Source organism: Streptomyces sp. NPDC046985, assembly GCF_040644415.1.
GTDB lineage: Bacteria > Actinomycetota > Actinomycetes > Streptomycetales > Streptomycetaceae > Streptomyces.
The window spans coordinates 272,395-287,205 of record NZ_JBEYWK010000009.1; the positions used below are offsets into that span (position 1 = coordinate 272,395).

At 71.3% G+C, this 14,811-nt stretch carries 11 protein-coding genes; 4 read left to right on the forward strand and 7 right to left on the reverse strand.

Annotated elements, in window-relative coordinates; genetic code table 11:
• Positions 1-160 precede the first annotated feature (160 nt).
• The 3 genes from ABZ861_RS14810 (at position 161) to ABZ861_RS14820 (ending at position 3,176) form a co-directional block, all read left to right on the forward strand.
• Complete coding sequence (locus ABZ861_RS14810) at positions 161-1,234, forward strand: AAA family ATPase (protein WP_361629289.1); 1,074 nt, start codon at positions 161-163, stop codon at positions 1,232-1,234.
• The gene (locus ABZ861_RS14815) at positions 1,231-2,340 is read left to right on the forward strand and encodes a ParB/RepB/Spo0J family partition protein (protein WP_361629292.1); all 1,110 of its coding nucleotides are present in this window, start codon (positions 1,231-1,233) and stop codon (positions 2,338-2,340) included. The genes ABZ861_RS14810 and ABZ861_RS14815 overlap by 4 nt, the downstream gene beginning before the upstream one ends.
• A 218-nt stretch (positions 2,341-2,558) precedes the next feature.
• The gene (locus ABZ861_RS14820; protein ID WP_361629295.1) at positions 2,559-3,176 is read left to right on the forward strand and encodes a GNAT family N-acetyltransferase; all 618 of its coding nucleotides are present in this window, start codon (positions 2,559-2,561) and stop codon (positions 3,174-3,176) included.
• Positions 3,177-3,275: 99 nt separating this feature from the next.
• Here ABZ861_RS14820 and trxA read toward each other — a convergent pair whose 3' ends face one another.
• The 7 genes from trxA to ABZ861_RS14855 all read right to left on the reverse strand — a co-directional run bounded on the left by trxA (position 3,276) and on the right by ABZ861_RS14855 (position 12,992).
• Positions 3,276-3,608 (reverse strand): thioredoxin, encoded by a 333-nt coding sequence (gene trxA / locus ABZ861_RS14825; RefSeq protein ID WP_361629298.1) that lies wholly within the window; start codon positions 3,606-3,608, stop codon positions 3,276-3,278.
• A gap of 40 nt (positions 3,609-3,648) precedes the next feature.
• On the reverse strand, positions 3,649-4,620 hold the full coding sequence (gene trxB, locus ABZ861_RS14830) for a thioredoxin-disulfide reductase (RefSeq protein WP_361629301.1): 972 nt from the start codon (positions 4,618-4,620) through the stop codon (positions 3,649-3,651).
• Between the two features lie 168 nt (positions 4,621-4,788).
• Positions 4,789-5,673, reverse strand: a complete 885-nt coding sequence (locus ABZ861_RS14835) for a hypothetical protein (protein ID WP_361629304.1) — start codon at positions 5,671-5,673, stop codon at positions 4,789-4,791.
• A complete protein-coding gene (gene sigM / locus ABZ861_RS14840) occupies positions 5,670-6,407 on the reverse strand; it encodes an RNA polymerase sigma factor SigM (protein ID WP_361629307.1) in 738 nt (245 codons plus the stop codon). Before sigM ends, ABZ861_RS14835 begins: the two co-directional genes overlap by 4 nt.
• Positions 6,408-6,433: 26 nt before the next feature.
• Entirely contained in the window at positions 6,434-8,140 is a 1,707-nt protein-coding gene (locus ABZ861_RS14845; protein WP_361629310.1) for a protein kinase family protein, read from the reverse strand.
• Between the two features lie 118 nt (positions 8,141-8,258).
• Positions 8,259-10,586 (reverse strand): murein biosynthesis integral membrane protein MurJ, encoded by a 2,328-nt coding sequence (gene murJ / locus ABZ861_RS14850; RefSeq protein ID WP_361629313.1) that lies wholly within the window; start codon positions 10,584-10,586, stop codon positions 8,259-8,261.
• Between the two features lie 45 nt (positions 10,587-10,631).
• A complete protein-coding gene (locus ABZ861_RS14855; RefSeq protein ID WP_361629316.1) occupies positions 10,632-12,992 on the reverse strand; it encodes a DUF6049 family protein in 2,361 nt (786 codons plus the stop codon).
• Positions 12,993-13,257: 265 nt separating this feature from the next.
• On the opposite strand from ABZ861_RS14855, the gene ABZ861_RS14860 reads away from it, so the two are divergent.
• Positions 13,258-14,700: a CCA tRNA nucleotidyltransferase gene (locus ABZ861_RS14860; protein WP_361629319.1), complete on the forward strand. Its 1,443-nt coding sequence runs from the start codon at positions 13,258-13,260 to the stop codon at positions 14,698-14,700.
• Positions 14,701-14,811: the final 111 nt, after the last annotated feature.

A 14,811-nucleotide genomic window follows, 5' to 3' on the forward strand; every position in this document is an offset into this window, starting at 1 on the left:
ACGTCGCTCACTGCTGCACGGCATCATCAACCGGGGCCGCACCGCGGCCGAACCGCGTGACCGAAAGCCCCTTCGTTCCCCCGGAGCGGGAACGAAGTTGTCCACAGAGGTGGATTTCTCCACAGAACGTCCGGCCTCACTGGTTCGCGACCCCGAAGGCATGGGAGGCTCTGTTCATTGCGAGCCTGAAGTCGAGGAGAGTGAATCCTTGCGGTCCGACGCCAACATCGCGGGACCGATGACCGATCCGGTCCCCGGTCCCCGTACCGAGTCGATCGGGGAGCATGTTTCACGTGAAACACCGCCCCCGATGGACGACACTCCCATCGGTCGCGCTGCCCAACTGGCCGTCGAAGCTCTAGGCCGTGCGGGTGAAGGTCTCCCGCGGCCGGAGCGGACGCGCGTCATCGTGGTCGCCAACCAGAAGGGCGGCGTCGGCAAGACGACGACGACCGTCAACCTCGCGGCTTCGCTGGCTCTGCACGGCGGCCGGGTCCTGGTGATCGACCTCGATCCGCAAGGCAACGCCTCCACGGCGCTGGGGATCGACCACCACGCCGAAGTGCCTTCCATCTATGACGTGCTGGTGGAGAGCAGGCCGCTGGCCGATGTGGTCCAGCCTGTCCCCGACGTCGAGGGTCTGTTCTGCGCCCCCGCCACGATCGATCTCGCCGGTGCGGAGATCGAGCTGGTGTCTCTGGTGGCGCGGGAGAGCCGGCTGGAGCGCGCGATCCAGGCGTACGAGCAGCCGCTGGACTACGTCCTCATCGACTGCCCGCCCTCCCTTGGGCTGCTGACGGTCAACGCACTGGTCGCGGGCCAGGAAGTCCTCATCCCGATCCAGTGCGAGTACTACGCACTGGAGGGCCTGGGGCAGCTCCTGCGCAACGTCGACCTCGTCCGGGGGCACCTCAACCCCACCCTGCACGTGTCGACCATCCTGCTCACCATGTACGACGGGCGGACGCGTCTGGCGTCCCAGGTGGCCGAGGAGGTGCGCAGCCACTTCGGCGACGAGGTGCTGCGGACGAGCATTCCCCGCTCCGTCCGCATCTCCGAGGCCCCGAGCTACGGGCAGACGGTGCTGACCTACGATCCAGGTTCGAGCGGTGCCCTCTCCTATCTGGAGGCGGCACGAGAAATCGCGCTGAGGGGCGTCGGCGTCAGCTACGACGCCTCGCAGGCCCACATCGGCGCACAGAGCGACCCGAACATGGTGGAGGGGATCCAGTGAGCGAACGACGGAGGGGGTTGGGCCGAGGTCTCGGCGCCCTGATCCCTGCTGCCCCGACCGGAGAGCGGGCGTCGGCTGCCGGCGCCGCGGGGGGCGCCGCTTCCACGTCGCCCTCGGCCGTCCCGGTCCTGACCGCCGACCGAGGCGATCGTGGGGTGGCCGCGGCGAAGGTGACCACCCTGTCCGATGTTTCACGTGAAACAGAGGACTCGTCCGCGAGCGGCGCTCTGGAGATCCCGGCGCCGCCGGTCGGCGCGCACTTCGCGGAGATCCCTCTGGAGTTCATCACGCCGAACCCGCGCCAGCCGCGTGAGGTCTTCGACGACGACGCGCTGGCCGAGCTGGTCACCTCGATCAAGGAGGTCGGGCTCCTCCAGCCGGTCGTCGTACGGCAGCTCAGCCACGAGCGCTACGAACTCATCATGGGTGAGCGGCGCTGGCGTGCCTGCCGTGAGGCGGGACTCGAAGCGATCCCGGCGATCGTGCGGGCCACGGACGACGACAAGCTCCTCCTGGACGCCCTGCTGGAGAACCTGCACCGGGCTCAGCTCAACCCGCTGGAGGAGGCGGCCGCCTACGACCAGTTGCTCAAGGACTTCCACTGCACCCATGACCAGCTCGCCGACCGGATCGGCCGCTCGCGGCCGCAGGTGACCAACACCCTGCGTTTGCTGAAGCTCCCGGCGGTCGTGCAGAGCCGGGTCGCCGCCGGCGTGCTGTCCGCGGGCCATGCTCGCGCTCTGCTCTCGGTCGAGGACTCCGAGGAGCAGAACCGGCTGGCTCGCCGGATCGTCGCCGAGGGGCTGTCGGTGCGGGCGGTCGAGGAGATCGTGCAGTTGATGGGGTCCCGTCCCCAGTCGGCGCCGCGCTCCAAGGGACCGCGTCCCGGCGGCCGGATCTCCCCGGCTCTGTCGGACCTCGCGACCCGCCTGTCCGACCGCTTCGAGACCCAGGTGAAGGTCGACCTGGGGCAGAAGAAGGGCAAGATCACCGTCGAGTTCGCGGACATGAAGGATCTGGAGCGCATCCTCGGGGCGCTGGCCCCGGGCGAGGGCTCGGTGCTGGAGAGGCTCGCGGACGGCGGCGGGCAGGAGGCGGAGGGCTGAGGTCGCGCCCGGGGACGCCCCGGCGCAGACGAAGCCCGACAGAGGGCGGGCTGCTTTCGGTGAGGATTCGGAAAGCGGTCCGCCTTTTGCTTTTCGCCGGTGCCGGGTGAATCGTCGCCTGGATACGATGCGAGCGGGTAGGACGCATCCACCCGGCAGCACCTCCGGTTGACGGCCGCTCTCGGGGCCACGGGCGCAGGAAGCGAGGAACAGCCTTCATGGGCCGCAAGCTCCTGCCGCTCACCCTGGACAACTTCCAGGACCTTCCGCAGCGATGCCGCGCGTGCGTCTTCTGGGAGCTGGATCCCGTCAGCGGCGAGGCCGCGCTCAAGGCGGGCCGAGCGACGCCGGAGAAGGAAGCCTGGATCTCCGCCGTCCTGCTCGACTGGGGATCCTGCGGCCGCGTCGTCTACGTGGACGACGTGCCGGTGGGATTCGTGCTCTACGCTCCCCCTGCCTACGTTCCCCGCGCCACGGCGTTCCCCACGAGTCCGGTCTCTCCCGACGCGGTGCAGTTGATCACCGGCTACGTCATGCCGGGCTACCAGGGGCAGGGACTAGGACGAGTGATGGTCCAGACGGTCGCCAAGGATCTGCTGCGCCGGGGTTTCCGGGCCGTCGAGGCGTTCGGGGACGCCCGGTGGAAGGAGCCCGCGTGTCTGCTGCCGGCCGACCACCTGCTCGCCGTGGGCTTCAAGACGGTCCGGCACCACCCGGTCCATCCCCGGCTGCGCTTGGACTTGCGCTCGACCCTCTCCTGGAAGGAGGACGTCGAGATGGCGATCGACCGGCTGCTCGGCGCCGTGCAGAAGGAACCGGCGCTCCGACCGCTGTAGGACGTGCGGTCATGAAACGCGAAGGGGCCGACCCGGCTGGGTCGGCCCCTTCGCGTGTTTCACGTGAAACACATGCCGTCTGAGCGACGGCGGACGGTGTCACTCGGCGATGAAGTCCTCAAGGTCACGCAGGATCGCGGTCTTCGGCTTCGCGCCGACGATGGTCTTGGCGACCTCGCCGTTCTGGTAGACGTTCAGCGTCGGGATCGACATGACGCCGTACTTGGCGGCGATGCCCGGGTTCTCGTCGATGTTCAGCTTCACGATCTCGATCTTCTCGCCGTACTCGGCGGCGATCGCCTCCAGGGACGGAGCGATCTGACGGCAGGGGCCGCACCAGGCGGCCCAGAAGTCCACCAGAACGGGCTTGTCGTTCTTGAGGACGTCCTGCTCGAAGGAGGAGTCGGTCACGTTCTTCAGGGTGCCGGCCACGGCGGGCTCCTTAGTGAGGTGCGGTGGGGTGGTGGGAGAGTCAGACGTTGGTCTTCTCGGGCTCGGCCTTCGGCTCGTGGTCCGCGAGGGCCGCGAGGAAGCGCTCGGCGTCGAGAGCGGCGGAGCAACCGGTGCCGGCCGCGGTGATGGCCTGCCGGTAGGTGTGGTCGACGACGTCGCCGGCGCCGAAGACCCCGGTGACGTTGGTGTGGGTGGACGGGGAGGCGACCTTCAGGTAGCCCTCCTCGTCCAGGTCCAGTTGGCCCTTGAACAGCTCGGTCCGCGGGTCGTGGCCGATCGCGATGAACAGCCCCGTCACCGGCAGCTCCGACAGCTCACCTGTCTTGACGTTGCGCAGCTTCAGACCGGTGAGCTTCTGCTCGCCCTGGACCTCGGCGACCTCGCTGTCCCAGGCGAACTTGATCTTGGGGTCGGCGAGCGCGCGCTCCTGCATCGCCTTCGAGGCGCGCAGGGTGTCCCGGCGGTGGACGATCGTCACAGACTTGGCGAAGCGCGAGAGGAAGGTGGCCTCCTCCATCGCGGTGTCGCCGCCGCCGATCACGGCGATGTCCTGGTCCCGGAAGAAGAAGCCGTCACAGGTGGCGCACCAGGAGACGCCGCGGCCGGAGAGGGCGTCCTCGTTCGGCAGGCCGAGCTTGCGGTGCTGCGATCCGGTGGTGACGATCACGGCCCTGGCGCGGTGGACCGTGCCCGACGTGTCCGTCACGGTCTTGATCGCACCGGTCAGGTCGGCGGACACGACGTCGTCCGGCAGGAGTTCGGCGCCGAAGCGCTCGGCCTGTGCCCGCATGTTGTCCATGAGGTCCGGGCCCATGATGCCGTCGCGGAAGCCGGGGTAGTTCTCGACCTCGGTGGTGTTCATCAGTGCACCGCCCGCGGTCACCGCGCCCTCGAACACCAGCGGCTTCAGGGACGCGCGCGCGGTGTAGAGCGCCGCCGTGTAGCCGGCGGGCCCGGAGCCGATGATGATCACGTTACGGACGTCGCTCACGGCTTGATTCCTCGTCTCTGGACTGCGTCCTACTGCCGGTGGGAGCCTGTCTCGTTGCTCTCACCTCACCCAACGGATCCTACGGGGCCCGCATTCCCGCTGCGTTCGGGCACACGGGGGTGGACCGTCGCGGCAGTAGACGGCAGGGCGGTGATCAGGCGCTGGTGGTCACGAACGAGGGTAGGAGTGCGTGAACAGGACCCTGGCGGCGGCTGACGGACGGTGGACGCAGGCGGCGTCGACGACGTAGGCCGTGACACGGGCGCCGTCGCCCGAGGCGTCGGGCAGCACCACGAGGAAGGAGTCCGTGCCTCGGTAGACGCCTCTCTGTGCCGCGAGCGCGGCGCCGGGGTCGTCGATGCCCTGCCGGACGCAGGGGGGCACCGAGGCGGTCGGAGCGCTCTTGAGGACGCGGGGACCGCCTGTCTCGGAGTCCGCTCCGAAGCTGTGCGGAGTGTGGGCCGCCCCCGGCGCCGTCGAGGCCGTGTCCAGGAGTTGGGTGACCCGGTTCTGAAGCGTCGCCTCGGAGAAGGCGTCGGCGGAGGCGCTGGGCCGACCTTGCGCCTGGGTGCCGGGCCCTTGGTCGTCCTGGTGGGAGACGATCACCGCGGAGGCGACGCCCAGCGCGGCGACGGCGAAGGCGGCGCCCAGGACGGCGACCCTGCGCCGCCCCCGGGGCCGGTCGGGCTTGCGACCCGGACCCGTGCGCGAGGGGCGGGCATGGCCTGCGGGCCGGTTCGCGACCGGTGTTTCACGTGAAACATGCGTGCCGCCGTCCTCGGCGCCCCCCTCGGTGCCGGATGCGACGGCGTCGCGTTCGGCGGCGAGCGCCGCATCGATGCGCTCGGCGACGTCATGGGGCATCTCCTCCTGCTCCGGTAGGGCGCCGAGCAGGCCGCGGATCTCCTCTAGTGAAGCCCACACCTCCGTGCAGGAGGCGCAGGCGTGCAGGTGTCGGCGCACGTCCTCGGCGCGGGAGGCCGGGAGCAGGCCCTCGGTGAGGTCGGAGATCTCTGCGACGTCCGGATGCCCGGCCGTGTCCGTGGATGTCACGCTCGCCCACCTCCGCCCTTCACCGCGGTCGAATCACTCGGTCCGTCGTCCCGCGCGCTCTCGCGCGCAGGACCCGCCGCGGGTGGGACGGTCGGCCCCTGCGTCCGGTTCCGCCCAGGCTGAGCCTCGTCGCCGGGAGGTCTCCCGTCGCCGCCGCTTCCCGGCCGCAGGTGGGCGAGCAGCGGCAGGAGCCGGGCCCGGCCGCGGGCGCAGCGGCTCTTCACCGTGCCAGTGGGCACGTCGAGGACGCGCGCGGCCTCGGCGACCGGGTAGCCCTGCATGTCCACCAGCACCAGGGCGGCCCGCTGGTCGGGCGGCAGGGTGCTCAGCGCCTCGATGAGCTGGCGTCGTACGTCGTGGCGCTCGGCGGGCGCCGCGGCCGACTCGTGCGGTTCCAGCAACTGCTCCAGCCGCTCGGTGTCGTCCACCGGCGAGGTCTTCCGGGTGGCCGCCCTGCGGGCGCGGTCCAGGCAGGCGTTCACCGTGATCCGGTGCAGCCAGGTCGTGACGGCCGACCGCCCCTGGAAGGTGTGCGCGGCCCGGTAGGCGGAGACGAGCGCGTCCTGCACGGCGTCGGCGGCTTCCTCGCGGTCCCCCAGGGTCCGCAGGGCCACCGCCCACAGCCGGTCGCGGTGGCGCCGCACGAGTTCGCCGAAGGCGTCGGGCTCGCCGGCCGTATGACGGGCCAGGAGGTCTTGGTCGCTCACCCCGCGGTAGGCGGTGTCGTCCGCCATCGGACCTCCTCCCCCTCGGCGAGGCGTCAGCCCTCGAACTTCACGTCGGTGACGGCCTGCTTGTAGCCGGGGCCGCTGTAGCCGTCGCCGGGCGCCATGGGCACATCCGTGATCCACAGCAGCACGTACCGCGTGGTCACCGGCTTCGCCGCCTTCACCGAGACGGAAGAACCCTGCGTGGTCGTGGTTCCGATCTCCCGCATCCCGTCGATCCCGGTCGAGGGGTTCAGGGAGTCGGTGGCGTAGAGGTGGACCGTGGTGTGGTCGCCCGCGTACCGGAGCCCTATGGTCGCCTTGGAGACCGTCCCGGCCGCGCCGAGGTCGTAGACGATGCCCACGCCCGGCTTGTAGGGCGCCAGGGCGGGGCCGCTGTTGTAGCGCTTGGTCCGCCAGTACGTGGAGCTGTCGCCGTCGTAGGTGTTGGCGACGGCGCCCGGCGCCTGGGCGTCGCCGCTCGCGACGTACTCCTGCGCGTCCTGGATCGACAGGGGCCGGAGCGGCTTGGGCTGCTTGTCGTCCTTGCCGCTGCCGTCCCGCGTCTGCGTGCGCCCGTCCTTGGTGGCCTTGCCGCCCCGGTCCATCAGGGCGTCGGCAAGCTGCCAGCTCCCGAGGCCCAGCGCGGCGATGAGCAGGGCGGAGACGGCCCACTTCAGGATCTTGCCGGTGCGGCTCTGCAACGGCGGCGGCGGGGCCGGCACCGAGTGAGCGGCGCCCAGGTGAGGCGCCGTCCGTCCGTAGGCCCCTTGCTGGTAGGCCGTGCTCGGGTACTCCGGGGGCGCGGCGAACGCGGTCTCCGGCGGACGGATCCGCGGCATCTCGCCGATCGCCTTCACCAGTTCCTCCGGCGTGGTGCACGCGGACTCGTGGCGGGAGGCGGTGGCGCCGTCGTTGGCGAGGGCGCGCATGGCGAGTTCGGACAGGCCGCGGTGAATGCCGGCGCGGACCTGGTCGGGCGCGACGAGACCGATGTCCTTGGGCAGTCCGGTCAGACCGTAGGCGTCGCTCTCGTACGGCCAGCGCTGGGTGAGCGCCGCGTACAGCAGGGCGCCGATCGCCTCGGTGTCGCTGCGCTGCGGGGTGTCGGAACTGGCGCCGCGCAGCGCAGCGTTCACGGCGAGGCCGCGGATGCGCCACTGACCGCTGGAGGTGCGCAGCACGGCATTGGGGTTCAGCCGCAGATGGGCCAGTCCCTCACGGTGCGCGGCGGCCATCGCGGAGGCGACCTGGCTGACCAACTGGTAGGCCGCGTGCGGCTCCAGCGGGCCGGTGGAGAGCAGGGCGGTCAGCTCGACGGCGTCCGGCAGCCACTCGTGCACCACGTAGACGAGGTCGTTCTCCTCGACCGCGTCGAGGACCTGGACGAAACGGGGGTCGCCCAGCAGCGCGGAGGAGCGGGCCGCGGCCAGCACGGAGCGGGCCCGGGGGTGGTCCGCCGGCAGGACGTGCACGCCGACGGCACGGCGGAGTTTCTCGTCCACCGCACGCCAACTGCTGAAGCCGTCCAGACGGGTGAGGCACTCCTCGAGACGGTAGCGTCTGGCCAGCTTGTGACCGCTGTGCAGCTCGGGCGGCGAGGGCCTCGCGCCCGGACGCTGCATCCTTGAGCTCCCCTGCGCCTTGTCGTGGTCCGTGTCCGCCACCCCGTCGGCCGTGGCCTGGTCCGCCTCGGCGGTCAGCGGCTCGTCGCCGCTGTTGTCTGCCACGTCGACGGCAGCCGTGCTCCGTTCCGCCACCGTCGCTCCTGCCTCCCCGGTCATCGCGTGCTGTCCGCCGCCGAAACCAATTGTGCCCACAGTCCGCCGCTATGCACGACATGCGGCGGCGGACGATGGTTGTGCGCCTACCCCTGCCTCAGCGCCCCAGACGGCCGCGCACCATGCCGACGAGCGAGTTCAGCTCCTCGATGCGCATCCGGCGGGCGGCGACGAAGAAGACGCCGACCAGCAGCGCCCCTCCGGCCAGCAGCGCGGCGAACGACCCGATCACGCCCTGGCCGAGGCTGCTGCCGATGCCGTAGCAGGCCGCGCCGCTGAGCAGGGCCGCCGGCACCGCGGCGATGCACAGCCGCGTGTAGGTGCGCATCACACGGGCGCCGTCGAGGTCGCCGCCGAGCCGCTTGCGCAGCCTGTTCCAGGCGACGCCCACCCCGATGGCGTAGGCGAGACCGTAGGAGGCGGCCATGCCGATCACAGCCCAGCGGGCCGGGAGCAGGAAGTAGCACAGGGCCGACGCGCCCGCGTTGACCGCGGCCACGATGACCGTGTTGTAGAAGGGCGTCCGGGTGTCCTCGTAGGCGTAGAAGGCGCGCAGCACGACGTACTGCACCGAGTACGGCACGAGGCCGAGGCCGAAGGCCATCAGCATGTAGCCCGTGTTGGTGGCCGCGCCCGTTCCGGCGGTGCCGAAGATCAACGTGCAGATGGGGACGCCGAGGGCGACGAACGCGAAGGCGACCGGGACGATGGCGACGGCCGTGGTGCGCAGGCCCTGCGAGATGTCGTCGCGCACGGCGCCGGCGTCGCCCTCGTTCGCGGAGCGGGAGATCCGGGGCAGCAGGGCGGCCATCAGGGAGACCGTGATGATGGCCTGCGGCAGGCCCCAGATGAGCTGGGCGTTGGCGTAGGCGGCGAAGCCGGTGCCGTCGAGGTGCGCCTGCTTGCCCGAGGACGTGGAAAGCTGCGTGACGACGAGCGCGCCGGCCTGGTTGGCCAGCACGAACAGCACGGTCCACTTGGCCAGCGTCATGGCCTTGCCCAGGCCGTGCCCCCGCCAGTCGAACCGCGGACGCAGGCGGAAACCGGACTCCCGCAGGTACGGGATCATCGCCAGGGCCTGGACGACCATGCCGAGCAGGACGCCGACGCCGAGGAGCCGCTGGCCCTCCGGCGGGATGCTGGTGACCTGCATCCCGGAGTGCGCGGCGGTGCCGTACACCCAGATGAACGTGCCGAGCGTGACGATGATGACGATGTTGTTCAGGACCGGCGTCCACATCATCGCGCCGAACTTCCCGCGCGCGTTGAGGACCTGCCCCATCACCACGTGGACGCCCATGAAGAAGATCGAGGGCAGGAAGTACCGGACGAAGGTGACGCCGACGTGGTTCGCCGCGGGATCGCCGGCGACGGAGTCCGACAGCATGCGGATCAGGTAGGGAGCGCCGGCCACGGCGAGCACGGTGAGCACGCCGAGGGCCACCATGACGAGCGTCAGCAGCCGGTTGGCGTAGGCCTCGCCGCCGTCCTCGTCCTCCTTCATGGAGCGGACGAGCTGCGGCACGAAGACCGAGTTGAGGCCGCCGCCGACGGTCAGGATGTAGATCATGGTGGGGAGCTGGTAGGCGACCTGGAAGGTGTCGCCGAGCAGGCCGATGCCCAGCGCCGACGCGATCAGGGCGGACCGGACGAAGCCGGTGAGGCGGGAGACTAGGGTGCCCGCCGCCATCACCGCACTCGACTTCAGCAGGCCGGACGCCTTGCCGCCCTTCGTGGCCGGGACGGGCGCGGTCGCGGCGGGCGGGACGAGGGGCTCGGCGCCGGCAGGCGCCGGAGCGGGACCGGGCACGGCGGGCGCCTCCACCAGCGGGCCGCCGGCCGCCTCCTGCGGGGCCGGACGGCCCTGCTGCCACATGGGCGCCGGGTAGCCGCCCTGGCGGGGGTCGTAGCCGTGCTGCGCGGCCTGCTGCGGGGCGGAGCCCTGGCGCGGGTCCTGGTAGCCGCCCTGCTGCTGGTCGCGGAACAGGTGCGCGAACGCGTCCTGCCGCTGGTCCTCGCCGGAGTGGCTGACCAGGTCGTCGACGCCCACGAACTGCGTGGTGCGCGGGTCCTCGCCGTGGGGCAGGTACTGGGTGGCGCCGGACGGCTCCGGGGGCGGGGTCTGGGCCCACACGTGGGGATCGGGGGCGTGCGGCGACCGCGGAGGGCTGCCGTACAGCGGCTGCTGCGGCGCGTAGGCGCCTGGGGGCGGCGGCGGGTGGGCGGCGCGGTCGTACAGCGCCTCGCCGACCGGGTCCTGAGCGGTCAGGTCCCGCGCCCGGTAGGGGTCGTCGGCGTAGGCGTCCTGGAGGTACATGTCCGCCGGGGGCTGTTCCGGCGTCTGGCCGTGCTCGGGCGGCGGGGCGTCGGGGTGACCCGAGCCGCCCACGGCCTGGCCGCGGTCACCGTCGTACGGCGCGTTCATGCTTACCCCACCTCATCGTCCCGGGCCCTCCGGGCCACGACATCCTCAACGGTCCACTTTCTCACCCGTGCCGGACGGGTCGGCGCTTTCCGCTGCGGTGTCCGGTGTCGGGTCACTCGCCTGCTCCGGGTCTCCTGCCCGGTCGCCGGCCGGTGTCTCCGGTCCGCCGCTCGCCGGGGCGGCGCCCTCGCCCTGGGGCGCCGCGGCCGACTCCGCGGCCGCCGCCCGCTTGCGCTGCGTGTACATGCGGAAGCCGGCGAGGACCAGGAGCAGCACGCCGCCGCCGATGACCAGCATCACCGTGGCGGTGATCTCGGTGACCTTCACGTCGAAGGTGACGGGAGCGCCGTAGGGCCGGCCGTCCTGGGTGTAGAGCTGGGCGATCACCGTCACCGGGCCGTTGGCGTTGGCCGAGGTGGTGAACTTCACCGACTGGCTGTGGCCGCCCGACACCGTGACCGGCTGCTCCGCGTACCTCTTGCCGCCGATGTTGAGCCGGGTGGGGTTGGTCGACGTCAGCCGCAGCACCAGGTGGTCGACGCCCTGCACCAGGCTGTTCTGCACGGTCACCGGGATCGTCGCGCTGTGGCCGGAGAGCTTGGTCTCCGACTTGTCGATCAGCTTGACCTGCCCGGAGAGGTCGTCGAGGTACGCCTCCACGCCGTCCCGGAAGGTCTCCGCCGCGCCGCTCTCGCCGCGCCAGGACGTCGACATCTCGCGGTTCATGGCCCGCCCGAAGGGGGTGACGACGCGGGACTCGTAGGTGAGCACGGTCTTGAAGTCGTCGACCTTGTCCTGCGTCCGGGCGATGGCCGCGAAGGCGGAGCGCCTGAGTTCCCGCCTGCGCAGCGAGGACGGGTAATCCGAGGTGGGGGGGACGGCCGTCGCGGCGCCCGGGTCCGGTTTGGCCGCGGCCGCCGAGGCCAGGGTGTCGGGCTGCGACCACGTGCTCTGCTGCAACGCGGTGGCGGCCTTCGCCATGACCTGCGCCTGGCTCGCGTCGGGGAGACGCTGCGGTGCGACGACGAAGCTGCGCTGACGGCCGGTCTGGTCGGCCAGTTCCAGGCTCTGGGCCAGGAACCGCTGGACGGCGAGGGTGTCGGCGCCGGGCCGTGTCAGGTCTCGCTGGAAGGCCGTGGACAGCCGTGCGTCGGCGACGACCGCCGTGGTGCCTCCGCCGATCGGCCGGGCCGCGGAGGGCGTGGAGGACAGCCCGTGCGGATCCTCGAGGCTGTCGCTGCGCGCGATGACCTTGTCGGCGCCCGCAGAGGTGGCGACCCTGACGATCGACGGGTCGATCGCGCCGTCCACGGGCCACGCGAAGTCCGTGGACGGTTTCACGTGGAGCACCGTCTCCACCGTGCTGGCGGCGACGTCGGTGGCGTCTTTGAGCTCGCTGAGCGAGCCGGTCACGCTCGTGCCGTGGTGGGCGAGGGAGGCCACGTCCGGGTCGGCGAAGGGCAGCGCCACGACCTCCTTGCCGGTCACGGCCTGCTGGAGTTCGGCCAGCCACCGCTTGGCCATGTCCTGATGCGTGCCGGCGACGGGGTTCGGGGACGACTTCGTCTGCACCCGGTAGTCGCGCGTCATGGCGTCGACGGAGGCCAGCAGGTCGGGATCGATCACCCAGGTGACGTCGAGATCCTTGCCCAGGGTGAGCATCCGCTCCAGGCGGCCTCCCGGGGCGATCTCCTGGGCGAGGTCGTCGTCGCGGAAGACCGGCGTCTGCTGCGCTCCCGGGCCCGTCTCCGCCGTCATATGGACGGAGGACATCAGCGGCCACAGGAAGGTCGTCTTCGTCTTGGCCGACGCCGCGTCCGGCCGCCAGGGCAGAAACGTGTGCTGGATGCCCAGGACCTGCTCCCACGGCTGTGCGGAGGTCTGGCCGGACAGCGAGACGGAGAGCGGGTAGACGCCGTCTTCGCCGAGGTTCAGCTTGTCGACCGGCACCGCGATGCTGAAGTGCTGGGCGACGCCGGGAGCGAGCTGCGGGAACTTCTGGACGTACTTCCCGCCGATCTCGGCCCCGTCCTCGCCCGGGTCGAACGAGGTGCGGCGGGCGAGGGAGTCGATGTCCGAGCGGCTGTTCGCCTCCGGGCCCACGCGCAGGCCCACGTGGGCGCCGGTGACCGCCTGCCCGCCGTTGTTCGTCACCGTTCCGGAGACGGTCACCGTGTCCCCGTCCGCGGGAGCGCTGGGGGTCATCGAGTCGAGGGAGACGGCCACCGTGCGCGACCCCGACGCGGCTGCGGACGCGTCCTGACCGGAGGCGTGCGCGGCGGGGGCGGCGCCGGCCTGGAGCAGTCCGGTCAGCAGAGGCGCTCCGGCGAGCAGTGCACCTGCCCGCCGCAGCAGACGCCCGGCAGGTGAGGGACTGGTCGCCTGGAAGTCTGCCGGCTCGGCCACGCGCTCGCCCGTCCCTCGTCGTCAGTGGTCGTCTGTATGTACGTCCCCGCATGGTAACGATGCGCGCCGAGGGGAAGTGCCGCGGAGCCCACCTCAAGATCGCCTGCGAGCGGGAGCCGCCCCGCATATCCGCGTATCCAAGGATGCTGTTCGTTACCTCACAAAGGCGGGGATTGCGGGAGCGGGGGCCGTCGAGGGCGATGCGGGACCTGGCGTCGTCGAGGGCGACACGGGGCCGCGTCCGGGGCACGTACCCTTTTCTGTTGTGCCGAACGCCAACGATGACACCCTCCCTGCCCTGAGCCAGGTACAGCAGCGCGCGGTGAGCGAGCTGCTGCGCGTGGCCCCCGTCGCCGACGACCTCGCGCGCCGTTTCCAGGAGGCCGGGTTCTCGCTCGCCCTGGTCGGCGGCTCGGTCCGTGACGCGCTGCTCGGCCGGCTCGGCAACGACCTGGACTTCACGACGGACGCCCGGCCCGAGGACGTGCTGAGGATCGTGCGTCCCTGGGCGGACGCGGTGTGGGAGGTCGGGATCGCCTTCGGCACGGTGGGCGCCCAGAAGGCGGGCTACCAGATCGAGGTGACGACCTACCGGTCCGAGGCCTACGACCGCACCTCGCGCAAGCCCGAGGTGTCCTACGGCGACTCCATCGAGGAGGACCTGGTCCGGCGGGACTTCACCGTCAACGCGATGGCGGTGGCGCTGCCGGAGAAGCAGTTCATCGACCCGCACCACGGCCTGGAGGACCTCGCCGCGCGGGTGCTGCGCACTCCCGGCGCCCCCGAGGACTCGTTCTCCGACGACCCGCTGCGCATGATGCGGGCCGCGCGGTTCGCCGCCCAGCTCGACTTCGAGGTCGCTCCCGAGGTCGTCACGGCGATGGAGGAGATGGCGGGACGGATCGAGATCGTCTCCGCCGAGCGGGTCCGGGACGAGCTGAACAAGCTGGTCCTGTCCGCCTTCCCGCGCAAGGGGCTCACCCTGCTCGTCGGGACCGGCCTGGCCGACCGGGTGCTTCCCGAGCTGCCGGCCCTGCGCCTGGAGCGGGACGAGCACCACCGCCACAAGGACGTCTACGACCACACGCTGATCGTTCTGGAGCAGGCCATCGCCCTGGAGGAGGGCGCCCCCGACCTCGCCCTGCGGCTGGCGGCGCTGCTGCATGACATCGGCAAGCCGCGCACCCGCCGGTTCGAGAAGGACGGCCGGGTCTCCTTCCACCACCACGAGGTGGTCGGCGCGAAGATGACCAAGAAGCGCATGACCGCGCTGAAGTACTCCAACGAGCTGGTGAGGGACGTCTCGCGGCTGGTCGAGCTGCACCTGCGGTTCCACGGTTACGGCACCGGGGAGTGGACGGACTCCGCGGTCCGCCGCTACGTCCGGGACGCCGGCCCTCTCCTGGACCGCCTCCACAAGCTGACCCGCTCCGACTGCACCACCCGCAACAAGCGCAGGGCCGCTGCCCTGTCCCGGGCGTACGACGGCCTGGAGGAGCGCATCGCCCAGCTCCAGGAGCAGGAGCAGCTCGACGCGATTCGTCCGGATCTGGACGGCAACCAGATCATGGAGATCCTGGGCGTCGGGCCTGGCCCCGCTGTCGGCGGCGCCTACAAGCACATGCTGGAGCTGCGCCTGGAGAACGGGCCGATGGAGTATGACGCGGCGGTGGCGGCCCTGCGGGACTGGTGGGCCGAGCAGAGCTGAGCCCGCGGCGGGGGAGCGTGTTTCACGTGAAACCCCCGCCGGTCTGAGCCACGCTGTCGGCCGTTGACCAGCACAAGCCGCTACGACGGAAGCGGATAGGTGGCACCTTGC

Excerpts from the sequence above, each read along its gene's own strand:
- ABZ861_RS14810 (WP_361629289.1), top strand. The coding sequence starts at position 161 with ATGGGAGGCTCTGTTCATTGCGAGCCTGAAGTCGAGGAGAGTGAATCC.
- ABZ861_RS14820 (WP_361629295.1), top strand. The coding sequence starts at position 2,559 with ATGGGCCGCAAGCTCCTGCCGCTCACCCTGGACAACTTCCAGGACCTT.
- sigM (WP_361629307.1), bottom strand. The coding sequence starts at position 6,407 with ATGGCGGACGACACCGCCTACCGCGGGGTGAGCGACCAAGACCTCCTG.
- murJ (WP_361629313.1), bottom strand. The coding sequence starts at position 10,586 with ATGAACGCGCCGTACGACGGTGACCGCGGCCAGGCCGTGGGCGGCTCG.